The following is a 24,398-nucleotide window of genomic DNA, read 5'->3' as shown; positions in this document are numbered from 1 at the left end:
GATGACCAGCGTGCGCGTGATCCAGGACGGCCAGGACTCGGACGACGTCCCGACGCGGCGGATCACCGTCACCGTGAACGGGCGCCGCAGCGTCGTCGAGTGCGAGCCCCGGCTCCTGCTCTCGCACCTGCTGCGCCAGGGCCTTCAGCTCACCGGCACCCACATGGGCTGCGACACCACCAACTGCGGCGCCTGCACCGTGCTCGTCGACGACCGCCCGATCAAGTCGTGCACGATGCTCGCCGTCCAGGCCGACGGCCGCGCGGTGACGACCGTCGAAGGCCTCGCGACGCCGAGCGGGCTGCACCCGCTGCAGGAGGGCTTCAAGGAGGAACACGGGCTGCAGTGCGGGTTCTGCACGTCCGGGATGCTGATGGCGGCGAAGGCGCTGCTCGCGGAGAACCCCGACCCGACCGAGGACGAGGTGCGCTGGGCGCTGTCGGGCAACCTCTGCCGCTGCACCGGGTACCAGAACATCGTGAAGTCGGTGCTGTGGGCCGCGGCCCGGCTGCGCTCCGACGAGCCCGAAGAGGAGGCCTGACGTGTCGCGGGCGCTGGACGAGAACAAGATCGGCGGGCTCGGGGCCAGCCGCCGCCGGGTGGAGGACAACCGCTTCCTGCGCGGCAAGGGCAACTACACCGACGACATCGTGCTGCCCGGCATGCTGCACATGGAGATCCTGCGCAGCCCGCTGGCCCACGCGCGGATCAAGTCGATCGACACCAGCCGCGCCTGGGAGATCCCGGGCGTGCGGCTGGTGCTGACCGGCGAGATGGCCGCGACCCGCAACCTGGCCTGGATGCCGACGCTGTCCTACGACACGCAAGCCGTGCTGGCCACGGACAAGGTGCGCTTCCAGGGTCAGGAGGTCGCCTGCGTGGTGGCCGACGACCCGTACATCGCCAAGGACGCCTGCGACGCGATCGACGTCGAGTACGAGCCGCTCCCGCCGGTCGTCAACCCCGAGCAGGCGATGGCCGCGGACGCGCCCGTCATCCGCGACGACAAGGCCGGCCGGCGCGACAACGTCATCTACGACTGGGAGGTCGGCGACCGCGAGGGCACCGATCGAGCGTTCGAGCGGGCCGACCACGTCTCCAAGCTGCGGCTGCACTACCCGCGCTCGCACCCGTCGCCGATCGAATGCTGCGGCTCGGTGGCGGACTTCGACCGGGCGACGTCGAAGCTGACCGTCTACCTGACGTCCCAGGCACCGCACATCGTCCGCGCCGCCGTCGCGATGATCGCCGAGCTGCCCGAGCACATGATCCGGATCATCTCCCCGGACGTCGGCGGTGGCTTCGGCAACAAAGTGCCCGTCTACCCGGGGTACGTGTGCTCGATCCTCTGCTCGATCCTGCTGGAAAAGCCGGTGAAGTGGATCGAGGACAAGACCGGCAACCTGATCTCGACCGGGTTCGCCCGCGACATGTACCTCGACAGCGAAATGGCGCTGACCACCGACGGCCGCATCCTCGGGGTGCGGATGAACGCGGTGGCCGACCACGGCGCGTTCTTCGCCGACGCCCAGCCCAGCAAGTTCAAGATCGGCCTGCTGCACTCCGCGTTCGCCTGCTACAACGTGCCGCACGCCTACTTGGCCGCGCGCGGCACCTACACCAACAAAGCGCCCGGCGGCGTCGCCTACCGGTGCTCGTTCCGGGTCACCGAGGCGATGTTCTTCCAGGAACGCATGGTGCACCAGGCCGCGCTGGACCTCGGCATCGACCAGGCCGAGTTCCGCCGGCGCAACTTCGTGCGCGACGACCAGTTCCCGCACCGCACGCCCTACGGCTTCCTGGTCGACTCCGGCCAGTACGAGAAGTGCCTGGACGTCGGTTTGAAGGCCGTCGGCTACGAGGACTTCCTGCGGCAGAAGGAAGAAGCCCGCGCCCGGGGCCGCAGGCTCGGCATCGGCATCTCGACCATGACCGAGCCGCTCGGCGCCGGCAACAGCCGCGAGTACGACATCCTCGGCATCAAGATGTTCGACTCGGCCGAGCTGCGGGTGCACCTCACCGGCAAGGCCCTGCTGCGGATCGGCGCGCAGACCCAGGGCCAGGGCCACGAGACGACGTTCGCCCAGATCGTCTCGCACGAGCTGGGCATCCCGGCCGACGACATCGTCGTCGAGCACGGCGACACCGACACCGCGCCGTTCGGCATGGGCACCTACGCCTCCCGCAGCACGCCGGTCGCCGGCGCGGCCACCGCGATGGTGGCGCGCAAGATCCGGGCCAAGGCGCGGAAACTCGCCGCGCACCTGCTCGAAGTGTCCGAAGAGGACGTCGAGTGGGAGCTGGGCCGGTTCTACGTCCGCAGCGCCCCCGACCGGGGCGTCACGATCCAGGAGTGCGCGATGGCCGCGTACGGCAACATGCCCGACGGCATGGAACCCGGCCTGGAGAACGTCGCCTACTACGACCCGCCCAACCTGACCTGGCCGTTCGCGGTCTACATCGTCACCGTCGAGGTGGACCCGCAGACCGGTGTGTGGGACGTGCTGAACCTGGTCGCCGTCGACGACTGCGGCGTCCGGATCAACCCGATGATCGTCGAAGGCCAGATCATGGGCGGGCTCACCGAGGCCTACGCGATGGCGAACATGCAGTTCATCACCTACGACGCCGAGGGCAACTGCATCGGCTCGAACTACATGGACTACCTGCTGCCGACCGCGTGGGAGACCCCGGGGTTCGAGCTGCACAGTGAGGTCGTCACGCCGTCGCCGCACCACCCGATCGGCGCCAAGGGCGTGGGGGAGTGCGCCGCGGTGGGCGGCCCGGCGGCCTTCGTCAACGCGGTGATGGACGCGATCGACGACACCGGGGTGCGCAACATCGACATGCCGGTGCTGCCCGACCGCGTCTGGGAAGCGTTGCGGGACCGCCACGACGTGTCCGGGATGCCCCCGCTGCGGACGTCGGACGGCTGAGGAGAACGCGATGCACGACTGGACGTTGTTCGAGCGGGCCCGGGAACTCTCCGACCGCGGTGAGAGCTTCGCCTGGGCCACGGTGGTCTGGCGCCAGGGCCCGTCGTCGAGCAAGGAAGGCTGCCGGGCGATCGTCACCGCCGACGGCGTCCTCGACGGCTGGATCGGCGGGGCCTGCGCCGAACCGGTCGTGGTCCGGGAGGCGCGGCAGGCGATCGCCGACGGCGAACCGCGGCTGCTGCTGCTCGGGACGTCCGGCCAGTTCGGCGAGGCGGTGCCCGACGGCATGACGGTCGTGCCGATCGCCTGCCAGAGCGAAGGCGCGCTGGAGATCTACATCGAGCCGGTCGAGCCGGCGCCGCACCTGCTGGTCGTCGGCCGGTCGCCGATGGCGCGCACGCTCGTCGACCTCGCCACCGCGCTCGGCTGGTGCGCCGAACTCCTCCCGCGGGCGGAGTTCGACGACGTCGGCCCGCGCACCATGGTCGTCGTGGCCACGCAAGGACACTTCGACGAGGACGCGGTCGAAGGCGCGCTGCGGGCCGGGCCCGCGTACGTCGGGCTGGTCGGGTCACGCCGGCGCGGTGAGGCCGTCCTCGGGTATCTGGCCGATCGCGGGTTGCCGCGCGCAGACCTGGACCGGGTGCGCGTCCCGGCCGGGCTCGACCTCGGGCGGGTGCCGCACCGGGAGATCGCGGTCGCGATCCTGGCCGAGCTGGTCGCGTTCCGCGCCGCGCCGCGGGCGTCCGCGCTGTCGGTCGAGGACCTGGTCGACCCGGTCTGCGGGATGACCGTCGAGCCGGTCGGCGACCCCGTCGAACACGGCGGGAAGGCCTACTACTTCTGCTGCGCCGGCTGCCGCGACGCGTTTCGCGGGGACCCCTCGAACTACGCGAAGAAGGACGTCCGATGCTGATCCGGAACCGGTTCGACGTCGCCCAGCCGGTCGAGAAGGTCTGGCGGTTCTTCGACGACGTCCCGCGGGTCGCCGTCTGCCTGCCCGGCGCGGAGCTGACCGAGGACCTCGGCGACGAGCACTACCGCGGCCGCGTCAGCGTCCGGATGGGCCCGGTGTCGCTGAAGTTCCGCGGCACGGCGGAGATCAGCGAACGCGACGACGCGGCCAAGCGGATCGTCGTCGTCGCCGAAGGATCCGAAGAGAAGGGGCGCGGGACGGCGGGCATGACGCTCACCGCGACCCTCGTGCGCGCCGGGGCGGGCACCCGCGTCGACGTCGACCAGGACCTGCAGGTCTCCGGCGCCGCCGCGCAGTACGGCCGCGGCATGATCGCCGACGTCTCGTCGGTGCTGATGCGGGACTTCGCGGTGAACCTGCAGGACGGCATCGACCGCGTCGAACGCGGTGAGGAGCTCGTCGCCGGAGCGGCGCCCGCGCGCGGGTTCCGGATCGGCGTGCAGGCCGCGCTGCTGGCGCTGCGGCGCGTGTTCCGCCGGTTCTTCCTGCCCTACCGGAGCGCTTGAGGAGGACGTCGTGGCCCTGTGGTGGATCGGCAACGCCGTGCTGCTGTTCGTCGTGCTGCCGGTGGTGATCGCCCTGCTGAACCGGGTGCTCGCCGCCGTGGAGCGCATCCGCGGCGCGGCCGACGAAATCCTGGCCGGCGGCGGCCGGCTCGCCGGGCAGCTGGAGCCGGTGCCGGCCGCGCTGGCGCGGACGGCGACGACCATCGAAGAAGTGTCCGCCGGCGCGACCCGGTACGCCGGCAGCGTCGCGAAACTGCTCGGCTGAAAGGAAACGGTCATGCTCGCAGCCGCCTGGGTCACGCTCGTGATCGCCGGCCTGATCATCCTGTTCGCGGCCGTCGGCCTGCTGCGCGTCATCCTGCACCTGGCGCACGTGCGGAAGACGCTCGGCGGAGTACTGGGCGGCGTCCGGCTGGTCGCCGAACGCACCGCGCCGGTGCCAGGGGCGTTGGAGAACGTCAACGCGGACCTGAAACCGGTGCGCGACTTCTGCGAGACGGTGTGAGGAGGCGGGCATGACGACGGGCTGGATCGTCGGGTACGTGATCGGGGTGGTGGTCGTGCTGGCCGTCGTCGCGCTGGTGGTGCCGATCCTGGTGCTGGCGCGGTCGATCGGCCGCGCGGCGCCGCTGATCGACGACGAGCTGCAGGCGGCGGTGCGGCACACGGCGGCGTTGCGCGGGCTGCGCACGACGATCGACCACGCCGAGGTCATCACGGCCGGCCTGCGCCGCGGCCGGGAACGCCTGGGAGGCTGAGGTGTCCGACGAGACGCTGTGGTGGATCGCGATCGTGGCCGGGTTCGTGGTCGCGCTCGCGGTCGCCGGGCTGCTGAGCCTGCTCATCCGGTACGTGCGCGTCATCGACGAGCGCGTCGCCGGGATCCGCGGCACCCTGCGGGACGCGGCTTCGAACACGGCTGACACCGCTCTGATCCCGGAAACCGCCGGTCGCGTCGACGGGGTGCTCGCCGAAGGGCTGCGGCACCACCTGTTCCTCGGCCGGGTGCTCGGAAAGGTGACGTCATGACGTCGCTGCTGGTGGTGCTGACCGTCGTCGACATCGTGCTGCTGACCGCGGTGCTGGCGGTCTACCTCTTCTGGGTGGGTTCCCTGCTCGGCCGCATCGCGGCGAACCTCGAGGACTGCGCGGAGAAGGTGCGGGAGATCAACGGCCACGCGGAGGCGATCGTCCCGGGCGTCGAGCACATCAACCGCACGGGCGGCGTGGTGGCGGGCGCGTTGCCACTGCTGTACGGAATGGCGGAGGACATCGTCACCGGCGCGACGTACCAGCCGCCGACCGAAGAACGGCCGCCCGCGCGGCCGGCGTCGGGAACCCGGCGCTCGCGGCTGCATGAAATGGTCGGGTTCGTCCCGCGCTAGCGGCTGTGGCCGATCCAGTGCTCGGGCCAGTTGTGTTCGAACTGCTCGGCGTTGCACTGGGGTCGGTACACCGTGAGAAGTTCCCGCACGATCTGCTCCCGGTGCGCTTGGCCCGCGCCGGGAGCTTCGTACGTGCAGATGTGGACCTTCCACTTCGAGCCGGCGCGCTTGATCCAGCAGGACGCCCGCGGGTGCTGGAACGGGAAGCGTTCGCGCGAGAGGTCGTCGCTGTGCCCGACGTACACCACCGCGTACCGGTCGGGGCGTTCGTCCGGGTCGGGTTTGTACAGCACCGCGTACACCGCCGCCGACGCCGGCGGGGTCCAGCCGCCCAGCAGCCGGGGGCCTTCGAACGGGTAGCCCGCCGCCGAGCCGAGGCGGATCATTCGTCGTCCTCGCCCAGGACTTCCGTGCGCACCACCGGGTACGCCGGGAGCCCGGCGGTCGCCACGGCGCGGCCGAAGTCCTCGGTGGCCAGGGTGATCGCGGTGTCCCGGTCGGGTGCCTCGACCAGCAGCTGCGCGCCGTAGCGCGTGGAGCCGATGCCGCTCGCGATGCCGCCGCTCGGCGCGACGGCGTCAGCCAGCTCGACGATCTCCTCCCGCGTCAGCACGCGGTCCCCGGCCGCCTCGATCGACACGCTCCAGCGCATCCGCGCCTCCTATCCCAGCCGTGGCAGCAGCGCCGCCAGCTCTTCCAGACTGCGCAGGTCGTGCCCCGGCACGACCACGTCGACGTGCGGCGCGACGACCAGCATCCCGGTGGCCGAACGGCGCCCGTGCGGGTTCGTCCACACCAGCCGGTGGCACAGCCGCGACAGCCGCTCGGCGGCGTTCGCCAGCACCTCCGGATCACCGCGGTCGAGTCCGTCCGAGCAGACCACCACGACCGCGCCGCGGCAGATCCCGCGCCGGCCCCACCGGCGGACGAACTCGGCCAGCGAGTCGCCGATGCGGGTCCCGCCCTCCCAGTCGACGACGGTCCGCGCCGCCTCGGCGAGCGCGACGTCGGCGTCGCGGCTGCCCAGCTCGTCGGTGATCCGGGTGAGCCGCGTGCCGAAGCAGAACACCTCGACCCGCGCCGCCGCCCGCCGCGCGGAATAGGCGAACTGCAGCAGGTGCCGCGAATAGTCCGCCATCGAGCCCGAGACGTCCAGCACCAGCACGAGCGGCCGCGGCTTGACCCGGCGGCGTCGCCGGCGCAGCTCGTCGATTTCCCCGTACCGGCGCAGGGTTCCGCGGACCGTCCGGCGCAGGTCGGGGATCGGGCCCCGGCGCGCGGGCCGCGTCCGGCGGGTGCGGCGGCGCGGCGGGGTGAGCCGCAGCCGGGCCATCATCCGCCGGATCGCCGCCAGCTCCTCGGGCGTGCACGCGCCGAACGCCTTGTCCTTCACCGATTCGGCGTCGGACGCGGTGAGCCCCAGCACCGCCTCGGCTTCGCGCTCGGGGCCGTCGCCTTCGGCCTCGGGCAGCGCGAGGACCGCTTCGCGGGCGACTTCCGCGACGAGCGTCTCCGGGAGGGGAGCACCGCCGAGGAAGTAGCGCTCGAAGACCTCGTCGTACCGCGGGATGTCCTCGTGCCGCCCCAGGAGCGTGACCCGGCCACCCCAGTACACATCGGACAGATCGGCCGGGTCGAGCACCGCGGCGGCCCGGCAGAACGTCAGGACGTCACCCGGCCCGGCCGCGATCCCGGCGGTCCGCAGCGCGCGGGCGAAGCCGACGAACAGGGGGACGAACGCCTCAGCCACCGGAGGTGATCTCCGCCAGGTTCGCGCGGACGACGTCGAGGTCGTCGCGGTCCTTGACCACCGCGCCGAGCGTGTCCGCGTCCAGCTCGTCGAGCCCGAGGAAGCGCAACATCCGCGCCCAGTCGATCGTCTCCGCGACCCCCGGCGGCTTCGCCAGGTCCAGCTCGCGCAGCCGGTGCACGGCCGCGACCACCTTGCGCGCCAGCAGTTCGGGGAGCTCCGGCTCCCGGGTCAGCACGATCTCGACCTCGCGCTCGGCGGTGGGGTAGTCGATCCAGTGGTAGAGGCAGCGCCGCTTGAGGGCGTCGTGCAGCTCCCGGGTGCGGTTGGAGGTCAGCACGACCAGGGGCGGGCTCGGCGCCCGGATCGTGCCGATCTCGGGCACGGTCACCTGGAAGTCGGCCAGCAGTTCCAGGAGGAAGGCTTCGAACTCGTCGTCCGCGCGGTCGATTTCGTCGATGAGGAGCACGGCTCGCGCGCCCTGCCGGACGGCGGTGAGCAGCGGCCGTTCCACCAGGAACTCGGGGCCGAACAGGTCGGCCACGGCGCGTTCGCCCGTTTCCGCCGCGGAGAGGGCCCGGATGTGCAGGAGCTGGCGGGCGTAGTCCCATTCGTAGAGCGCCTGCGCGGTGTCGATGCCCTCGTAGCACTGGAGGCGGACGAGCTGCCGGTCGAAGACCTCGGCGACCGTCTTGGCCAGCTCGGTCTTCCCGACGCCGACCTCGCCTTCCAGGAGGATCGGCCGGTGCAGGCGGGTGGCCACGAGCAGGGCCGTGGCGAGGCCGCGGTCGGCGAGGTAGCCGGCGCCGCGCAGCCGCTCGGTCAGGCCGGCGACGGTGTCCGGGTACTCCCGCGTCACGGTTGCCGGTCGCGGCCGAGAACGAGGTCGCCGACGGTGGTCGCGCCCGCCTCGAGCTTGCCGTCGGCGGCGAGCTGGTCGCGCCAGCTCGAGGTGAGCCCGTCGAAGCCGACCGCGCGCGTGCTCTTGCACGCCTTCTGCGGACCGCACGCTTCTTCGACGTCTTCGCTGCTCTGCCCGGTGGCGTCCCAGATCTCGCGCAGCACCCGGAGGGTCTCGTCGGAATCGGCCATCAGCCGAGGCTAGTGGCGGACCGTGGCCGTGCCGGCGGTCGATTAATGCTTCCCTTAAGCTGTAGTGTCTCGTGATCGGCTCGACGGAGAACCTGGGACCATGACTCTGGGCCAGCTCAACGCGTTCGTCCTGGTGGCCCGGCTCGGCTCGGTCACGGACGCCGCCAAGGCCCTGGGCGTGAGCGAGCCCGCGGTGTCCCAGGCGCTGGCCGCGCTGCGCCTGCACCACGGCGACAAGCTGCTCATCAAGCGCGCGGGCGGGATGACGCTGACCGCGGGCGGCAGCCGGCTGCTGCCGATCGCCTCGCAGATGGTGGCGCTCGGCGCCGAGGCGGACGCGGCGGTCCGGCAGGCCAACGGCGTGGCGGCGCGGTTGCAGCTGGCGGTGACCAGCGAGATCGCCGAGTTCGTGGCGAACCCGTTGCTGGAGGCGTTCACCCGGCGTTCGGGCAACTCGATCGACGCGTCGGCCGGGCTGGCCCGCACCACGGAGCTGGCGGTCCTGGTCGCCAACCGGCTCGCCGACGTGGCGCTGGGCCCGGAGCTGACCGGCGACGCGGCGAAGGGCCTCGACTGCGTCCCGGTCTTCCGCGGTTCGCTCGTCGTGGTGGGCTCGCCGAACAGCCGCCACCAGGGCGGTCCGGCGCACTGGCGCTGGCTGCTCGACCCGGCCGGCGCCGACCCCGGCAGTGACACGCTCCGCCTGCTGCGCCGGCTGGGCGTACCGGACGAAGGCATTCAGATCTTCCCCAACCAGACGGCGGCCTGGTCGGCCGCGGCGAGCGGCGCGGGGGTGTCGGTGGCGCTGGAGCACCTGGTGGCTCCTCAGCTGCGCCGTCACGAGCTGGCGGTGGTCCCGGCGCGGGGGACGCCGATGTCGCTGTGCTGGCACGTGACGACGCTGCCGACGGACCGCCGTTCGGGGGCGGCGAATTCTCTGCGGCACTTCCTGGGGACGCCGGCGGCGATGCAGGTGATGCGCTCGCCGGGGAGCGGGGTGCCGCCGTCGCGGTTCCGGCCGCCGGTCTACGTGACGATCTGGAGCTGACGCCTACGAGATCTTCCGGCGATACGCGGCCGCCGCGAAGACGTAGGCCACCACCAGGATTCCCGCGCACCACGCCAGCGCGACCCCGATGTCCGTGCCGATCGGCTGCCCGGTGAACAAGGCCCGGATCGTGTTGACGATCGACGTCACCGGCTGGTGCTCGGCGAACCAGCGCACCGGCCCGGGCATCGTCGCGGTGGGCACGAACGCCGAGCTGAGGAACGGCAGGAAGATCAGCGGGTAGGAGAACGCGCTGCCGCCTTCGGCCGTCTTCGCGGTGAGGCCGGCGAGCACCGCGATCCACGTCAGCGCCAGGGTGAACAGGACCAGGATGCCGGCGACCGCGAGCCACGACGTCACTCCCGCGCTCGTGCGGAAGCCCATGAGCAGGGCGACCCCCACGACGATCACGAGCGAGATCACGTTGGCGACCAGCGACGTCAGCACGTGCGCCCACAGCGCGGCCGAGCGGGCGATCGGCATCGAGTGGAACCGCTCGAAGATCCCGCTCTTCAGGTCGGTGAAGAGCCGGAGCGCGGTGTAGGCGACGCCGGAGGCGATCGTGATCAGCAGGATGCCGGGCAGCAGGTAGTTCACGTACGAGCCCGGCCCGGTGTCGATCGCGCCGCCGAACACGTAGACGAACATCAGCATCATGGCGATCGGCATCACCGCGGTCGTGATGACGGTGTCCGGGCTGCGGGTGACGTGGCGCAGTGACCGTCCCAACAGGACAGTGGTGTCGCCGGCGACGTGCGTGGTCATGGTTGTCCGTCCCCTTCCGTGCGGGAGCCGACGACCGCGAAGTAGACGTCCTCGAGCGTCGGCTGCTTCTCGACGTATTCGACCTCGGCGGGCGGGAGCAGCGCCTTGAGTTCGGCGAGCGTGCCGTTCACGATGATCCGGCCCTCGTGCAGGATCGCGATCCGGTCGGCGAGCTGCTCGGCCTCGTCGAGGTACTGGGTGGTGAGCAGCACCGTCGTGCCGCGCGCGGCGAGACCCTTCACCGCGTCCCACACTTCGAGGCGCGCTTCGGGGTCGAGCCCGGTGGTGGGCTCGTCCAGGAAGATCACCGGCGGATCGCCGATGAGGCTCATGGCGATGTCCAGGCGGCGGCGCATGCCACCCGAGTACGTCGACACCTTCCGCGCGCCCGCGTCGGTCAGCGAGAAGCGCTCCAGCAGGTCGTCGGCGATCTTGCCGGGTTGCTTCCGGTGCCGCAGCCGGGCGATGAGCACGAGGTTCTCGCGCCCGCTGAGGATCTCGTCGACGGCGGCGAACTGCCCGGTGAGGCTGATGGCGGCCCGCACGTCGTCGGCCTGCGCGACGACGTCGAACCCGAGGACGCTGGCCGCGCCGGCGTCGGCCTTGAGGAGGGTGGACAGGATCTTCACGGCGGTGGTCTTGCCCGCGCCGTTGGAGCCGAGCAGGGCGAAGATGCTGCCCCGCTCGACGTCGAAGTCCACTCCGCGCAGCACTTTCAGTGTCTTGTAGGACTTTTCCAGCCCGCGCACCCGGATCGCGGTCATCTCGCGGTCCCGTCTTCGCCGGCGGCCTGGTCGATGGCGCTGGTCAGCCGTTGCCGCTCGCGGGCGACGTAGCCGCCCTTGGCGTAGTTCCGGATCAGCTCGTCCACGAACTCGACGGGATCGTCGCCGACGATCTCGCGGATCGGCGTCCCGTCCGCCGCGGCCCGCTCGAACAGATCGGCGACGTCCTCGAAGAGGGAGGCGGCGTTGTCGCTGTCCAGCGACCCGAAGTGCATCAGGTACCGCTCGATCGCCTCGACGGCCGTCCGGTAGTTCGGCGGGAGCCGCTTCACGCGGGCCTTGTACTGCCGCCACCGCCGTTTGTCGCCGATCACGAGCGTGATGAACTTGGCGATGAAGCCGCCGTCTTCGGTCTCGGACATGGTCAGTTCCCTCCTTCGTGGAGCTGCGCGAGCCGTTCCGAGAGAAAGCCCCAGGTCTTCCAGAACTCGTCGAGGTACTGCCGCCCTTGAGCGTTGACGGCGTACACCTTCCGCGGCGGTCCCTTCTCGGACGGGACCTTCTCGACATCGACGAGCCCGCGGCGCTCGATCCTGATCAGCAGCGCGTAGACGGTGCCCTCGGCGATGTCGGAGAAGCCCTGCTCCCGCAACCACGCGGTGATCTCGTAGCCGTACGCGGACCGCCCGGCCAGGACCGCCAGGACGATGCCCTCCAGCACGCCCTTGAGCATTTCCGTCATCTGCTTGCCCATGTACCGCCTCCCGGTGCTACTCAGTCTTGCTGAGTACCGGTAGATAGTAACACTGACTAGTGGAGGCAGGGCAAGCACGCAAAAGAGGCCACCGCGGAGTGCTTCCGCGATGGCCTCACCGAGTGACCGGGTTTCAGGCGCCGGGGGCCCGGCGGTCCCGGTGGTGGGCGCGACCCCCAACGACGCGCCCGCCACCGGGTCGCCCCGGCATTCCCCCTCTTTCGCCGTGCCCCTAGGGTTCCCGAAGCCGTCCTCGTTTCGTCCTCGCGCCGGCATCGACGGCTCCACCAGCGCGTTCCGGAGCCGGGCGCCGGCCGCTAGCCTGGGACACGAGGGGGGATGCGATGAGGTTCCGGATTCTCGGGACGCTGGAAGTGCTTGCGTACGGGGATCGGGTGACCCTGGCGAGCCCGCGCCAGCAACGCGCGCTGGCCGCTTTGCTGCTCAACCCCAACTCGGTCGTCCCGGTGGAGCGCATGATCGACGCGCTCTGGGAGGACGAGCCGCCGGCGACGGCCGTGAAGCAGGTGCGCAACTGCGTGTCCGCGCTGCGAAGCCGGCTCGGCGAGACCGGCGGCATGATCGTCACCGACGGACCCGGGTACCGGCTGCAGACCGACATCGACGACCTCGACTCGCTCCGGTTCCGCCGCCACGTCACGGCGGCGCGGGCACTCGCGGGGCAGGCGAAGCTCGTCGACGCCGTCGAGGAGATCCGCAACGCCCTCGCCCTCTGGCGCGGCCCGGCGCTCGACGGGCTGCGGACGACCACGCTCGCCGGCCGGGCCGCGGTGCTCGACGAACAACGCGCCGACGCCGTGGAGCTCTGTGCCGAATGGCGGCTGCGGCTGGGCGAAACGGGTGAGGTCGTCCGCGAGCTGACCGAGTTCTGCGGCGAGCACCCGATGCGCGAGCTGTCCCACCTGCTCCTCATGCGCGCCCTCGCGAAGGAGGGCCGCTACGCCGAAGCCTCGACGCTGTTCCACGGCCTGCGCCGGCGGCTGGCCGACGAGCTCGGCGTCGACCCGAACCCCGACCTCCGGCGGCTGCACGACCAGATCCTCGCCGAGGCCACCGCGAGCGACCCCGAACCCGAGCCTGAGCCGGACGCGCCGCCGGTGCACCACCCTTTCGACCGCGCGGTCACCGAGCTGGCCGAAGCCGTCACGTGGCAGTGGCGCGCCGAAGCCGAGCTGCGGTCGCTGCACCGGCCGCAGCCGATCGTCCTGCGCTGGTCGGCGCTCGCGCGGGCGGGCAAACCGGCGCGCCGCGGCGACCTCGACGACATCGCGGAGACGTTCACCGCGCTGCCCGTGCGGCAGCTGGTCGTGCTCGGCGATCCCGGCTCCGGCAAGTCGGTGCTCGCCCTGATGCTGACGCTGGAGCTGCTGCGCGCCCGCGTCCCGGGCGCCCCGGTTCCGGTCCTGCTGTCGCTGGCCTCGTGGGACCCGCGGCGCGAGCACCTCGACCGGTGGCTGGCGGGCCGGCTCGCCGAGAACCACCCGGCCCTGCTCAACGCCAAGGAGTACGGGCCCGGCGCGCCGACGCGGCTCGTCCTCGGCGGGCACGTCGTCCCGGTCCTCGACGGCCTCGACGAGATGCCGACGGACTTGCGTGCCGCAGCGCTCGACGCGCTCGACCAGACCATGGCCGTGGGCCGCTCGCTGGTGCTGACGTGCCGCTCGGCCGAGTACGAGCAGGTGACGCGCGAGTCGGGCGCGGCGTTGAGCGTCGCCACCGTCGTGCGGCTCGAACCGGTCGCCCGGCAGGAGGCGATCACCTACCTGTCCGCGCGGGAGGGCACCGGCCACGACCGCTGGCGCCCGGTGGCCGAGCGGCTGCGGCGGGACCCGGACGCGGCGCTGGGCCGGGTGCTGCGGACGCCGTTGATGGTCGACCTCGCGCGGATCGAATACGGCCGTCCCGGTGCCGATCCCGCCGAGCTGCTCGGCGCCGGAGACGCCGAAGCCGTCGAAGGGCAGTTGCTCGATTCGTTCGTCCCCAACGCCTACGCCGACGTGCCGCAGCCGCCGGGGCGGAACCCGAAGACCAGCCCGTCCGGGCGGTACACGGCCGAGCAGGCGACCCGCTGGCTGGGGTTCCTGGCCCGGCACCTCGAGCAGGCGCGCAGCCGCGACCTGGCCTGGTGGCAGCTGTACCGGGCGGTGCCCGCGGGCACCCGGGCGGCCCTGGTCGGCGGGCTGATCGCGCTGCTCTTCGTCGTCACCGGCCTGCTCGACGACGGACCGGCGCTGGCCGCGATCTACGCCCTTTCCTTCGGTGGCGCCGGATACCTGACGCACCGCTTCGGGCGGGCGCCGGAGCCGCTGCGCACCGAACTGCGCTTCGCCGGGGCCGCCCGGAAGTTCGCCGGCCGGTTCGCGATCGGCGCCGTCGTGGGCACCCTGCTCGGCCTGGGCTGGTCGCTGGCCGCCGGCCTGGTCGTCTTCCTGGCACTGGTGTTCGGCCTGGTCTTCGCGGTGCACGTGTGGCTCGCGAAACCGGTCGACGCCAGCCGCGTGTCGAGCCCGCGGACGATCCTGCGCAACGAACGGACCGGCGCGGTCGCGCTGTCCGTCTCGTTCCTGGTGTCGCTGGGGCTGTTCGACGGGATGGCGTTCGCGTTCACCGCGAACACGCGGTTCCTGCCGGTGCTGGGCGGCCGGTACGACCTGGCGCTGGCCATCGCCGGCGGGCTCGCGGGCGTGGCCTTCGGCTGGTTCATGGCCCGCGGGGTCGCCGCCGTCTGCTACGGCCTCGCGGGCGCGATCGCGGGCGGCCAGGTGTTCCCGCCGGCGACCAACCCGGTCCTGCCGGTCGTGGTCGGCCTCTTCTTCGGCGGCGGCATCGGCCTGTCGGTGCTCGTGACGCGCGCGTGGGGCAACTACTTCGTCCACCACGTCTGGCTCGCCGCGACCGGCCGGCTTCCCTGGCGGCTCATGCACTTCCTCGACGACGCCCACCGCCGCGGCGTGCTGCGGCAGGCCGGCGGCGTCTACCAGTTCCGCCACGCCCGCGTCCAGGAACGGCTGGCCGGAATCCGTCACGACGAGCAGGAGGTGCCATGACCGGCGAAGAGATCGTGCTGGGCCCGTTGCCGAAGGGGATCACGCCGGCCGGGGAGGGGAAGGTGTGGAACGTGCTCGGCCACACCTACTCCCTCAAGGCCGCGAGCGAGTCGAGCTTCGCGTTCGAGACGCTCGACCCGCCCGGCACCGGGGTGCCGCCGCACGTCCACCCGACCCAGGACGAGCACATCTACATCCTGGAAGGCGTGTTCACCCTCTACCTCGACGGCGAATGGACGACGGCGGGCCCCGGCGACACCGTGCGGATGCCGAAGGGCCTCCCGCACGCGTACTACAACCGCAGCGAAGGCCTCACCCGCGGACTGTTCTGGGTGAGCCCGGCCGGGCGGCTGGCGCAGCTCTTCGACCGCCTGCACGACTTGACCGACCCGGCGGAGGTCGTCCGGCTGTCGGCACTGCACGACGTGGACTTCCTGCCGCCGGGTTCGGTCGAAGGCGCCTGATCAGGCGGGGGACAGGACCGCCGCCACCCCGCGGACCGTGCGGGTCCGGTAGAGATCGGCCACCGCCAGGTCGCCGAGGCCGGCCTTGCGGATGCCGTCGACGATCGTGAACGCCAGCAGGGAGTTGCCGCCCGTCAAGAACAGGTCGTCGTCCAAGGCGATCGGACGGCCGAGGGCGCCCGCCCACAGTTCGCCGACCCGGAGCTGCAGTTCGGTCGCTTCGAGGGCGTCGACGAGACCGAGCTCCTCGGTGGCCGCCCGCGGTTCGGGCAGCCGGGCCGGGTCGAGCTTCCCGTTGGCGTTCACCGGCAGGCCGTCCAGCTCGGTGAGCGTGTCCGGCACCATGTACCCGGGCAGCTGGTCCTGGAGTCGTTTGTCCACAACGGACAGATCGAGCCCGGTGCCGGCGACGTAGGCGTCCAGCCGCTCCGAACCCGCGCCCGTGCCGCGCCGGCGCACGACGACGGCCGCCGCGCGGACACCCGGTTCGGCCAGCAGCACCGCGCGGATCTCGCCGAGCTCGACGCGGTGGCCGCGGATCTTGACCTGGTCGTCGAGCCGGCCCAGGTACTCCAGCTCGCCGTCGGGCAGCACGCGGCCGCGGTCGCCGGTGCGGTACCAGCGCGCACCCCGTTCGCCGAGGAACTTGGCCGCGGTCAGCTCGGGCCGCCGGTGGTAGCCGTCGACGATCCCGGCGCCGCCGAGCAGGATCTCGCCCGGCACGCCCGGGGGCACGCGCCGGCCCCGCTCGTCGACGACGTCGACCCGCCAGCCCGGCACGGCCCGCCCGACCGAGCGGCTGCCCGCCGCCGCGGCCTCGCGGGTGACCGGGTGCCAGGTGCACGCGACCGTCGTCTCGGTGATCCCGTACATGTTGATCACCTGGCACCGCCGCTCCGGGTACCGCTCGAACCACCGGAGCATCAGCGCCATGTCCAGGGGCTCGCCGCTGAACATGAGCAGCCGCACGGAAAGCCGTTCGGCGCGGTCGGCGTCGACCGCCGCCAGCTGCGTGAACACCGACGGGGTCTGGTTGAGCACGGTGACGCCTTGGGCGGACAGCAGGTCGTGCAGGGCGTGCGCGTCGCGGGCGGTCTCCTCGGGCACGATGACCAGCCGTCCGCCGGTGGCCAGGCAGCCGAAGATCTCCCACACCGAGAAGTCCCAGGAGTAGGTGTGGAACAGCGCCCAGCTGTCGGTGGAACCGAAGCCGAACCCGAACACCCGGGCCGCGTCGAGCAGGCTGCAGATCTGCCGGTGCGCCACCACGACGCCCTTCGGCTGGCCGGTGGATCCGGAGGTGTAGATGAGGTACGCGCCGTCGTCCGCGGTGCCGGTCATCAGGAACGGCTCGGCCCGGTCCGTCCACACGCCGTCGTCGACGACCAGCGTGGGCAGGCCCAGCTCGGCGGGGGAGTCCGCGAGGACGAGCGACACCTCCGCGTCCTCGGCGATCCGCTTCAGCCGGGCGATCGGGTTGCCGGGCGCGAGCGGGACGTAGGCGGCGCCCGTCTTGAGCACCGCGAACATCGCGGCGATCAGCTCCGGCGACCGGGCGAAGGTCAGGCCGACGCGGCTGCCCGGGCCGCAGCCGCGCTCGGCGAGCCGGGACGCGAGGACGTCCGCCGCCTGGCCGAGCTCCCGGTAGGACACCGCCCGGTCCCCGGCCGTCACGGCGATCGCGTCCGGATGGGCCAGCACCCGCCGCTGGATCAGCTCGTGGAGCGTGTGCTCGCCGTCGAGCCAGTCCGGGGCGGCTTCGCCGGGCAGCACCGGCGCCGGGTGCTCGCCGCCGGTCAGGTCGGCCGAGCCGATCGTGGCACCGGGCTCGCGGGCGAACAGGTCCAGCACGACGCGGACGCCGTGCAGCAGCCAGCGCGCCGCCGTCTCGTGGACGTGCTCGCGGCGGAACCGGCAGCGCAGCCGTCCCGGGGTGAGGTCGAGCACCAAGGGGAAGTCGCCGTCCGGCACGCCGATCGCGACCGGCGCCGGCCCGGTGTCGGCCGCGGCGCCGACGAACACCTCGGCGAGGTAACGGGAAGCGGGCAGGTCCTCGGCCACCGGGAGGATCCAGGTCCGCGACCCGCGAGCGTCCGGCAACGAGATCCGCGGGGTCTCGCCGGAGAACCGCGCCAGCACGACGGCGGTCGCGGCCGCGAGCGTCCGCACGTCCGTGGCGCTGCTCGCGGGAAGGGTGGCACTCACTTCGGCGGGCCCGGTTCCGGCCGGGTCGAAGGACATCCAGTGGTCGCTCATCGGGCTCCTTCCCTTGCCGGGACGGCGAACCGCGCGGCGAGCAGGTCCAGCAGCGCGGCCGGGTCGGGCAGGAAGTACATGTGCTCGCCCGGAAGTTCGGCGACGTCGAAGCTGCCGGAGGTAACACTTTCCCAGCCGGCCAGGTCGGTCCGGGACACGAGCGGGTCGTCCGCGCCGCGGACCGCGAGCACCGGCACCGGCAGGCGGGTGCCGGCGGGGGCCAGGTACGCCTCGCGCGCCAGGAGGTCCGCGCGCAGCGGTGGCAGCAGGATGTCGCGCAGCTCCGGCTGGGAAAGCGCGGGGTGGGCGTAGCCGATCAGCCGCTCGACGGCGGCGACGAACTCCTCGCCCTCGAGCCCGCGCAGGCCGAGGTCCAAGGGCGTCACCGGATCCGGCGCGCCGCTGACGACCAGCCCGGCCAGCCGGAACTCGCCCGACGCCGCGATCGCGCGGGCCGTCTCGAACGCGACCGCGGCGCCCGAGCTGTGGCCGAACAGGACGATCTCCTCGCCGGCCACGGCGGTGCGCCGGATCTGCCCGAGCGCGTGCGCGGCCGCGCCGGCGACGTCTTCGTGCGGCGGGAGGCCGAACTGCTCCTCCCGGCCGGCCAGCTGCACCGGCCGGATCTCGATTTCCGCGGCCGCGGGCGGCGTCCAGGAACGGTAGACGCTCGCGCCGGCGCCGGCGAAGGGACAGCAGTAGAACTTCATGCTCACCAGACCATCCTCGTACGGGGCAGCGATGCGTTTTCCGACGTTAGTGCCCGCCCCGGTGGCGCCGTGCCAGTGTCGTTCCCGGTTTTCGCGGGACGAGCATTCTGCCAGGACGCCGACTTCTAACCTGGCCGCAGGAAACAGAAATGTCCCCGCAAATGGATTCCGCTGTTTTTCGCTGCCGTGGCCGTTTCGAAGGAAAGGGAATTGTCGACGTGAAGCTGCTGGAACAGCCGGCCCCGGTGGGCACCAGGTTCGAAGCGTACGGACCGAGCAAGCTCGACGAAATCCTGAAGAGGTTCCCCGTCCCGGAAGGGCTCGCCGAAACCATCCGGCTCTTCTCCCTCGTCCTTCCGTTCCGGGTGAACGAGTACGTGCTGACCGAGCTCATCGACTGGGCGAACGTGCCGGCGGACCCGATCTTCCAGCTGGTCTTCCCGCAGGACGGGATGCTGTCGAAGGAAGACGAGCGCGACCTGGCCCGCGCGGCCACCGGGCCGGGTCGGCGCGCCGACCTGCCCGCCGTCGTGCGGCGGATCCGCCAGAGCCTCAACCCGCACCCCTCGGGCCAGCTGGAGCTCAACGTGCCCACCCTGGGCGGTGACGAGCTGGGCGGGCTGCAGCACAAGTACCGCCACACCGTCCTGTACTTCCCCCAGCAGGGCCAGACCTGCCACACCTACTGCACGTACTGCTTCCGCTGGGCGCAGTTCGTCGGCGAGAAGGACCTGCGGTTCGCGGTGAAGGAGGCCGACCGGCTCGTCGAGTACCTGCGGGAGCACCCGGAGGTCACCGACGTGCTGGTCACCGGCGGCGACCCGATGGTGATGTCCGCCGAGCGGCTGCGGGTGCACCTCGAGCCGCTGCTGGCGATCCCCACCGTGCGCACGATCCGGATCGGCACCAAGTCCGTCGCCTACTGGCCGCAGCGGTTCGTGACCGACGCGGACGCGGACGCCGTGCTGCGGCTCTACGAGGACGTCGTCGCCTCCGGGCGCACGCTCTCGGTGATGGCGCACTACAGCCACGAACGGGAGCTGGCCACGGACGTCGCGGGCCAGGCGGTCAAGCGGATCCTGGCCACCGGCGCCCGGGTGTACTGCCAGTCGCCGCTGATCGCGCACGTCAACGACGACGCGGACGCGCTGGCCGGCCTGTGGAGCACCGAGCTGGCTCTGGGTGCCGTGCCGTACTACATGTTCGTCGCCCGGGACACCGGTCCGCACGACTACTTCAAGGTGCCGCTCGGGCGCGCCCAGGAGCTGTTCGCCGGGGCGTACGGCCGGCTGCCGGGGCTCGCCCGCACGATCCGGGGGCCGGTCATGTCGGCGACGCCGGGCAAGGTCGTCGTCGACGGCACGGTCGAGCTCGGCGGGGACCGGCTGTTCCAGCTGAGGTTCCTGCAGGCCCGGCGCCCGGGGCTGACCGGCAGGCCGTTCTTCGCGCGGTACACGCCGGACGCCGCCTGGCTCGACGAGCTGGAGCTGCTCCCGGACACCCCGCCCGACATCGCGGAGGCGGTCCGGTCGCAGCACGTCGTGGGGCGCGGAGGTTCCGTGAGCGGCACGCGTGGCGTCCCGGTGGACCTCGGCCTGGTCGCGGACACGCGGGGAGGGGTCCGATGACCGCCGCGCACGCCGTCTCGCCCAACCTCGCGCTCGACGAGGCCGTGAGCCGCCGGCACGCGGCCGGCCAGCCGCTGATCCACCTCGGGTTCGGCGAGTCCCGGCTGCCCCTGCCGGACTTCCTCGCCGACCGGCTGCTCGCCGGCGCCCGGCGCACCGCCTACGGGCCGGTCGCCGGGGCCGAAGACAGCCGTGCGGCCGCGGCCGGCTACTTCACCCGCCGGGGCCTGCTGACCGAAGCGGAGCAGATCGTGCTGGCGCCGGGGAGCAAGCCGCTGCTGCTCGCGCTGATGGCGGCGATCGACGGCGCGGTGGTCCTGTCGCAACCCTGCTGGGTGACCTACGCCCCGCAGGCGCGCCTGTTCGGCCGTCCGGTGCTCGAAGTGCCCATCCCGGCCGGCTGCGGCGGTGTGCCCGACCCCGACCTGCTGCCCGGCGCGCTGCGGGCGTTCCGCGCGGCCGGCGGGCGGCCCCGGATGCTGCTGCTGACGCTGCCGGACAACCCGACCGGCACCCACGCCCCGCCGGACGTCGTGCGGCGGCTGTGCGAGATCGCCGAAGCCGAAGACCTGCTGATCGTCTCCGACGAGATCTACCGCGACATCCTGCACGACCCGGCCGATCCGTACGCGAGCCCGGCCGAGTTCGCCCCCGAGCGCACGGTGGTGACGTCCGGGCTGAGCAAGAGCCTCGCCCTCGGCGGCTGGCGGATCGGCTTCGCCCGGTTCCCGGCGACCGTCGCCGGCCGGGCGCTGCGCTCGACGGTGCTGGGGCTGGCCAGCGAGATCTGGTCCACGCTGGCGGGTCCCATGCAGGAGGTGGCCTGTCTCGCGCTGACCGAGCCGCCCGAGGTGACCGCGCACCTGCGGGCCAGCACGCGCCTGCACGGCGCCGTCGCGGACGCGGTGCACCGGATCGTCACCCAGGCCGGTGCGGTGTGCCGCCCGCCCACCGGCGGCTTCTACGTCTACCCCGACTTCGAGCCGGTGCGGGACGTGCTGGCCGCGAAGGGCATCACGGGGTCGGCGTCGCTGCAGGAGCACCTGATCGACCGGCTGGGGGTCGCTGTGCTGGGTGGTGAGCACCTCGGCGACGACCCCGGCGCGCTGCGGTTCCGCGCCGCGACGAGCATGCTGTACGGCGCCGACGACGCGGAGCGCTGGGCCGCGCTGCGGTCGCCGTCGCCGCTCATGCTGCCGCACATCGTGGAGACCCTCGACACTCTTCGCGCGGCGTTCACCGGCTTGACCAGCTGAATCGCATAACGAACCCGTCAAGGCCACCTCAGGGGCGTGCATCGCACTTGAGGTGGCCTTAACATATGTCAAAAGGATTATGTCTTCGCGGTGTTTCGCCCGCGCCCGGTCCTGTCAACCGCCGGACGGGATTCGAGGAGAACATCTAAACCGCACCGACCGAACCGTTCGGTGGGTGGGGTCACCGTACGGTCACCCGGAGTGCCACAGGATTAGGTCGCACTCACCCGTTCGTGTTGACGCTGGTGACCGCCCGTTCCTAGGGTGAGTCCTGACGGTGGCACGGCCGGCGCACCCGGCACCGAAGCCACCGGATCCCGCATCGCCCGACTACGAACCGGTGGTTTTCCATGCCCGAAATCCAGGTCCACGGCTCGGTGACCGACTCCCCTTTTTCCCTCGACCGGGAAAAAGAGATCGGGGGCGAGTACCAAAGAATGTTCTCGTCCTTCTTGGATAATTCGGACGTCTCTTCGGCGATTCTCGACGACCGGCTGCGGGTGGTCGCGGCGAACCGCGAGATGCTGGGCCTGTTCGGCCGCACCGCGGCCGAGGTCTGCCGGGCGGACCTCCCCGGCTTGCTGCACCCGTTCGTGTCCGAACGGGTCCAGCGCCGCCTGTCCCGGCTCGTGCTGGAGGGGGAGCGCGGGTTCCGCGAGCGGTTCACCCCGCTCGTGCCCGCGGCGGGCGCCCTGCCGGTGACGCTGATCGCGGCGGCCCTGCCCGGCCGCCGCCCGGCCGCGGCGGCGGCCCTCCTGCTGTTCCTGCCGGACCGCGTCCAGCGCCGCGGCATCGACCCGGCGGGCCGGAACCGCGCGATGAGCGAGATCGAGACCCAGATCCTGCAGGGCGTCGCGGCCGGAGCGAGCACGGCCGAACTGGCCCGGCGGCTGTACCTGTCCCGGCAGGGCGTGGAGTACCACATCCACCGGATGATGCGGTTCCTGAAGGTGAAGAACCGGACGGAGCTGGTTTCGCGCGCGTATGTGGCGGGGTTGCTCGCACCGGACGTGTGGCCGCCGCAGGTCCTGCCGGGGCGGCTGAGTGCCGGGCAGGCCGCGGTTTCGGTTCGGTAGGTCCTGCTGGGTTGGGTTGCTCGCTCCGGATGCGTGGCCGCCGCGGGGAGAACTGGGCTCCCGCGCCTGGGTGGCTGCGCTGCTCGCGCCGGATGGGCGGCCGCCGCAGGAGTTGCCGCCGGGTCGGAGTGCCGCGAGGCGAAGAACCGCATCAAGCGCGCCTTCCGCGCCTGCGTGGCCGGGTTGCTCGCGCCGGCCGTCGCGAGCGCTGCCGGTCAGGCGGCCGTGCCGGTCCGGTAGATCCGCGTTCCGGCGGGGATCGCCAACGCCAGGACCGCGATGAGCACCACGAGTGCGATCACCGTCGCGTTGCGCTGGGGGAAACCCGCCCCCGCCGTCACCAGGTCCGGGTTGCCCCACAAGCGGCGGCACGCGGCCACCACCGAACTGACCGGGTTCCACGCCGACACCGTCGCCAGCCAGGCCGGCAGGCCGCGCAACGGGACGAACGCGTTCGACACGAACGAGCCGACCACCATCACCAGGGCCGCGATCGCGCTGATCGCCTCCGCGCCGCGGGTGAGCAGGCCGATCAGGGCGCCGAGCCAGAGCATCGCGTACGCGAACAACAGCAGCAGCCCGAACCCCGCCAGCCCCGGCAGCAGTCCACTGTGGATCCGCCAGCCGATCGTGTACGCGATCCCGGTGGTGGCCCCGATGCCGGCCGCCGCCAGGACCAGGTCCGAGAGCGTGTGGCCGAGCAGGACCGCCGACCGCGGGATCGGCAGCGAACGGAACCGGTCGGCCAGGCCGCCGGCCAGGTCGTCGGCGATGCCGAGCCCGCTCGTGGCCACCAGCGTCAGGCCCACCTGCGCGGCGACCCCGGCGGTCAGGTAGTCCACGTACGGCGCACCGCCCGGCAGGGTGATCGAGCCGTCGAACAGGAAACCGAGCACCAGCACCAGGCTGATCGGCATGAGCAGCACGCCGACGATCTTCGCCGGCGACCGGACCGTCGCGCGCAACCGGCGGCCGGTCAGGGCCGCGACGTCGCTGAGGAGCGTGTTCATACCGCCTCCGAAGTACGGGTGAGAGCGAAGAAGACGTCGTCGAGTGACGGGCGGCGCAACGCGAACTCCTGCACGGCGATCCCGTTCGCGTGGAGTTTCCCCGCCACCGCGGCGATTCCCGCCGTTCCGTCGGGAACGGGCGCGCTCAGCCTGCCGTCGGCGACCTCGACGGATCCGGCCACCGACGCGAGGATCTCCCGGGCTTCAGCCGTGCGCGACGGATCGGTGACGGAGACCTCCAGCCACTCGCCGCCGACGTCACGCTTGAGCTGCTCCGGGCTGCCTTCGGCGACGACCTTGCCGGCGTCGATGACGACGACGCGGTCGGCCAGCTTGTCCGCCTCTTCGAGGTACTGGGTGGTGAGCAGCACGGTGGTGCCGGCCGCCGCCTGCTCGCGGACGGCCGCCCAGAGCACGACCCGGCTCGCTGGGTCCAGCCCGGTGGTCGGCTCGTCGAGGAAGACGACCGGGGGGTGGGAGATCAGGCAGCTGGCGAGGTCGAGCCGGCGCCGCATGCCGCCGGAATAGGTCCGGACCTGCCGGTCGGCGGCGTCGGTGAGGTCGAACTGGGCCAGGAGCTCGCGGGCGCGGGACTTCGCGGCCGGGCGTCCGATGTGGAGCAACGTGCCCAGCAGCACCAGGTTCTCGCGGCCGGTCAGCCGGTCGTCGACGGCGGCGTACTGCCCGGTCAGCCCGATCCGGGTGCGCACTTCGGCCTGCTGCCGCACGACGTCGAGGCCGGCGACGAACGCGCGGCCGGAGTCGGGGACGAGCAGGGTGGACAGGATCCGCACGGTCGTGGTCTTGCCCGCGCCGTTGCGTCCCAGCACCCCCAGCACCGTGCCCGCCGGCACGTGCAGGTCGACCCCGCGCAACGCCTGATGACTGCCGTACCGTTTGGTCAGACCCTCGGTTTCGATTGCTGCGGTCACTCCTCGGCCCTTCTCTTCCGGCGACGGCGCGAGCCCCATTCCAGCAGCGGGCCCCTTTGCC

Annotated in this window: 28 protein-coding genes; 15 read left to right on the top strand and 13 right to left on the bottom strand. The window is 72.2% G+C overall.

What is annotated here, in order from left to right; all coding sequences use genetic code 11:
- The first annotated feature begins 1 nt into the window (after position 1).
- Genes ACZ7PG_RS32570 through ACZ7PG_RS32530 form a run of 9 tightly spaced genes read left to right on the top strand, consistent with a single transcriptional unit; the run spans position 2 to position 5,803 of the window.
- On the top strand, positions 2-541 hold the full coding sequence (locus tag ACZ7PG_RS32570) for a (2Fe-2S)-binding protein (protein ID WP_470242966.1): 540 nt from the start codon (positions 2-4) through the stop codon (positions 539-541).
- A gap of 1 nt (position 542) precedes the next feature.
- Positions 543-2,936 carry an aerobic carbon-monoxide dehydrogenase large subunit gene (locus ACZ7PG_RS32565; protein WP_470242965.1) on the top strand — a complete coding sequence of 798 codons (2,394 nt, stop codon included), beginning with the start codon at positions 543-545 and terminating at the stop codon, positions 2,934-2,936.
- 10 nt (positions 2,937-2,946) lie between these two features.
- Positions 2,947-3,852, top strand: coding sequence for an XdhC family protein (locus tag ACZ7PG_RS32560; protein ID WP_470242964.1), 906 nt, complete (start codon positions 2,947-2,949; stop codon positions 3,850-3,852).
- Positions 3,846-4,418, top strand: coding sequence for an SRPBCC family protein (locus ACZ7PG_RS32555; protein ID WP_470242963.1), 573 nt, complete (start codon positions 3,846-3,848; stop codon positions 4,416-4,418). Before ACZ7PG_RS32560 ends, ACZ7PG_RS32555 begins: the two co-directional genes overlap by 7 nt.
- Positions 4,419-4,428: 10 nt before the next feature.
- On the top strand, positions 4,429-4,683 hold the full coding sequence (locus ACZ7PG_RS32550; protein WP_470242962.1) for a hypothetical protein: 255 nt from the start codon (positions 4,429-4,431) through the stop codon (positions 4,681-4,683).
- Positions 4,684-4,695: 12 nt separating this feature from the next.
- The gene (locus tag ACZ7PG_RS32545; protein WP_470242961.1) at positions 4,696-4,923 is read left to right on the top strand and encodes a hypothetical protein; all 228 of its coding nucleotides are present in this window, start codon (positions 4,696-4,698) and stop codon (positions 4,921-4,923) included.
- A 10-nt stretch (positions 4,924-4,933) separates the two neighbouring features.
- Complete coding sequence (locus ACZ7PG_RS32540) at positions 4,934-5,176, top strand: hypothetical protein (RefSeq protein ID WP_470242960.1); 243 nt, start codon at positions 4,934-4,936, stop codon at positions 5,174-5,176.
- Between the two features lies 1 nt (position 5,177).
- Entirely contained in the window at positions 5,178-5,447 is a 270-nt protein-coding gene (locus ACZ7PG_RS32535; protein ID WP_470242959.1) for a hypothetical protein, read from the top strand.
- Positions 5,444-5,803, top strand: coding sequence for a hypothetical protein (locus ACZ7PG_RS32530; RefSeq protein WP_470242958.1), 360 nt, complete (start codon positions 5,444-5,446; stop codon positions 5,801-5,803). The genes ACZ7PG_RS32535 and ACZ7PG_RS32530 overlap by 4 nt, the downstream gene beginning before the upstream one ends.
- Here the strand turns inward: ACZ7PG_RS32530 and ACZ7PG_RS32525 are convergent.
- Genes ACZ7PG_RS32525 through ACZ7PG_RS32505 form a run of 5 tightly spaced genes read right to left on the bottom strand, consistent with a single transcriptional unit; the run spans position 5,800 to position 8,645 of the window.
- The gene (locus tag ACZ7PG_RS32525) at positions 5,800-6,189 is read right to left on the bottom strand and encodes a hypothetical protein (RefSeq protein WP_470242957.1); all 390 of its coding nucleotides are present in this window, start codon (positions 6,187-6,189) and stop codon (positions 5,800-5,802) included. The genes ACZ7PG_RS32530 and ACZ7PG_RS32525 overlap by 4 nt on opposite strands.
- Positions 6,186-6,455, bottom strand: coding sequence for a hypothetical protein (locus ACZ7PG_RS32520; RefSeq protein WP_470242956.1), 270 nt, complete (start codon positions 6,453-6,455; stop codon positions 6,186-6,188). The genes ACZ7PG_RS32525 and ACZ7PG_RS32520 overlap by 4 nt, the downstream gene beginning before the upstream one ends.
- A gap of 9 nt (positions 6,456-6,464) precedes the next feature.
- A complete protein-coding gene (locus tag ACZ7PG_RS32515) occupies positions 6,465-7,553 on the bottom strand; it encodes a vWA domain-containing protein (protein ID WP_470242955.1) in 1,089 nt (362 codons plus the stop codon).
- Positions 7,546-8,412 (bottom strand): AAA family ATPase, encoded by an 867-nt coding sequence (locus tag ACZ7PG_RS32510; RefSeq protein WP_470242954.1) that lies wholly within the window; start codon positions 8,410-8,412, stop codon positions 7,546-7,548. The genes ACZ7PG_RS32515 and ACZ7PG_RS32510 overlap by 8 nt, the downstream gene beginning before the upstream one ends.
- Positions 8,409-8,645 carry a hypothetical protein gene (locus ACZ7PG_RS32505; RefSeq protein ID WP_470242953.1) on the bottom strand — a complete coding sequence of 79 codons (237 nt, stop codon included), beginning with the start codon at positions 8,643-8,645 and terminating at the stop codon, positions 8,409-8,411. The genes ACZ7PG_RS32510 and ACZ7PG_RS32505 overlap by 4 nt, the downstream gene beginning before the upstream one ends.
- Positions 8,646-8,745: 100 nt before the next feature.
- Here ACZ7PG_RS32505 and ACZ7PG_RS32500 point away from each other — a divergent pair, with 100 nt between their 5' ends.
- On the top strand, positions 8,746-9,693 hold the full coding sequence (locus ACZ7PG_RS32500; protein ID WP_470242952.1) for a LysR family transcriptional regulator: 948 nt from the start codon (positions 8,746-8,748) through the stop codon (positions 9,691-9,693).
- Positions 9,694-9,696: 3 nt separating this feature from the next.
- Here the strand turns inward: ACZ7PG_RS32500 and ACZ7PG_RS32495 are convergent, their stop codons facing one another.
- The 4 genes from ACZ7PG_RS32495 to ACZ7PG_RS32480 are packed head-to-tail and all read right to left on the bottom strand — an operon-like array spanning position 9,697 to position 11,937.
- Complete coding sequence (locus ACZ7PG_RS32495; protein ID WP_470242951.1) at positions 9,697-10,458, bottom strand: ABC transporter permease; 762 nt, start codon at positions 10,456-10,458, stop codon at positions 9,697-9,699.
- On the bottom strand, positions 10,455-11,222 hold the full coding sequence (locus ACZ7PG_RS32490; protein ID WP_470242950.1) for an ABC transporter ATP-binding protein: 768 nt from the start codon (positions 11,220-11,222) through the stop codon (positions 10,455-10,457). The genes ACZ7PG_RS32495 and ACZ7PG_RS32490 overlap by 4 nt, the downstream gene beginning before the upstream one ends.
- Entirely contained in the window at positions 11,219-11,605 is a 387-nt protein-coding gene (locus tag ACZ7PG_RS32485; protein ID WP_470242949.1) for a DUF1048 domain-containing protein, read from the bottom strand. Before ACZ7PG_RS32485 ends, ACZ7PG_RS32490 begins: the two co-directional genes overlap by 4 nt.
- 2 nt (positions 11,606-11,607) lie before the next feature.
- Entirely contained in the window at positions 11,608-11,937 is a 330-nt protein-coding gene (locus ACZ7PG_RS32480; protein ID WP_470242948.1) for a PadR family transcriptional regulator, read from the bottom strand.
- A gap of 344 nt (positions 11,938-12,281) precedes the next feature.
- On the opposite strand from ACZ7PG_RS32480, the gene ACZ7PG_RS32475 reads away from it, so the two are divergent.
- Positions 12,282-15,005: a BTAD domain-containing putative transcriptional regulator gene (locus ACZ7PG_RS32475; protein ID WP_470242947.1), complete on the top strand. Its 2,724-nt coding sequence runs from the start codon at positions 12,282-12,284 to the stop codon at positions 15,003-15,005.
- Entirely contained in the window at positions 15,002-15,469 is a 468-nt protein-coding gene (locus ACZ7PG_RS32470) for a cupin domain-containing protein (RefSeq protein ID WP_285479112.1), read from the top strand. The genes ACZ7PG_RS32475 and ACZ7PG_RS32470 overlap by 4 nt, the downstream gene beginning before the upstream one ends.
- Here the strand turns inward: ACZ7PG_RS32470 and ACZ7PG_RS32465 are convergent, their stop codons facing one another.
- Together ACZ7PG_RS32465 and ACZ7PG_RS32460 are read right to left on the bottom strand one after the other, a co-directional pair.
- The gene (locus tag ACZ7PG_RS32465) at positions 15,470-17,725 is read right to left on the bottom strand and encodes a non-ribosomal peptide synthetase (RefSeq protein WP_470242946.1); all 2,256 of its coding nucleotides are present in this window, start codon (positions 17,723-17,725) and stop codon (positions 15,470-15,472) included.
- Positions 17,722-18,435 (bottom strand): thioesterase II family protein, encoded by a 714-nt coding sequence (locus ACZ7PG_RS32460; RefSeq protein ID WP_470243655.1) that lies wholly within the window; start codon positions 18,433-18,435, stop codon positions 17,722-17,724. The genes ACZ7PG_RS32465 and ACZ7PG_RS32460 overlap by 4 nt, the downstream gene beginning before the upstream one ends.
- Positions 18,436-18,653: 218 nt before the next feature.
- Here ACZ7PG_RS32460 and ACZ7PG_RS32455 point away from each other — a divergent pair, with 218 nt between their 5' ends.
- The 3 genes from ACZ7PG_RS32455 (at position 18,654) to ACZ7PG_RS32445 (ending at position 22,395) form a co-directional block, all read left to right on the top strand.
- A complete protein-coding gene (locus ACZ7PG_RS32455; protein ID WP_470242945.1) occupies positions 18,654-20,063 on the top strand; it encodes a KamA family radical SAM protein in 1,410 nt (469 codons plus the stop codon).
- Positions 20,060-21,319, top strand: a complete 1,260-nt coding sequence (locus tag ACZ7PG_RS32450) for a pyridoxal phosphate-dependent aminotransferase (RefSeq protein WP_470242944.1) — start codon at positions 20,060-20,062, stop codon at positions 21,317-21,319. Before ACZ7PG_RS32455 ends, ACZ7PG_RS32450 begins: the two co-directional genes overlap by 4 nt.
- Positions 21,320-21,669: 350 nt before the next feature.
- Positions 21,670-22,395: a helix-turn-helix transcriptional regulator gene (locus ACZ7PG_RS32445; protein ID WP_470242943.1), complete on the top strand. Its 726-nt coding sequence runs from the start codon at positions 21,670-21,672 to the stop codon at positions 22,393-22,395.
- Positions 22,396-22,610: 215 nt separating this feature from the next.
- On the opposite strand, the gene ACZ7PG_RS32440 is transcribed toward ACZ7PG_RS32445, so the two are convergent.
- Together ACZ7PG_RS32440 and ACZ7PG_RS32435 are read right to left on the bottom strand one after the other, a co-directional pair.
- Positions 22,611-23,405 (bottom strand): ABC transporter permease, encoded by a 795-nt coding sequence (locus tag ACZ7PG_RS32440; RefSeq protein ID WP_470242942.1) that lies wholly within the window; start codon positions 23,403-23,405, stop codon positions 22,611-22,613.
- On the bottom strand, positions 23,402-24,337 hold the full coding sequence (locus tag ACZ7PG_RS32435) for an ATP-binding cassette domain-containing protein (protein ID WP_470242941.1): 936 nt from the start codon (positions 24,335-24,337) through the stop codon (positions 23,402-23,404). Before ACZ7PG_RS32435 ends, ACZ7PG_RS32440 begins: the two co-directional genes overlap by 4 nt.
- Positions 24,338-24,398 lie beyond the last annotated feature (61 nt).

It is taken from the genome of Amycolatopsis sp. NPDC114504, from assembly GCF_055633595.1.
Note: the sequence above shows the minus strand (reverse complement) of the source record. Positions and strands in the feature narration are given on the sequence as shown.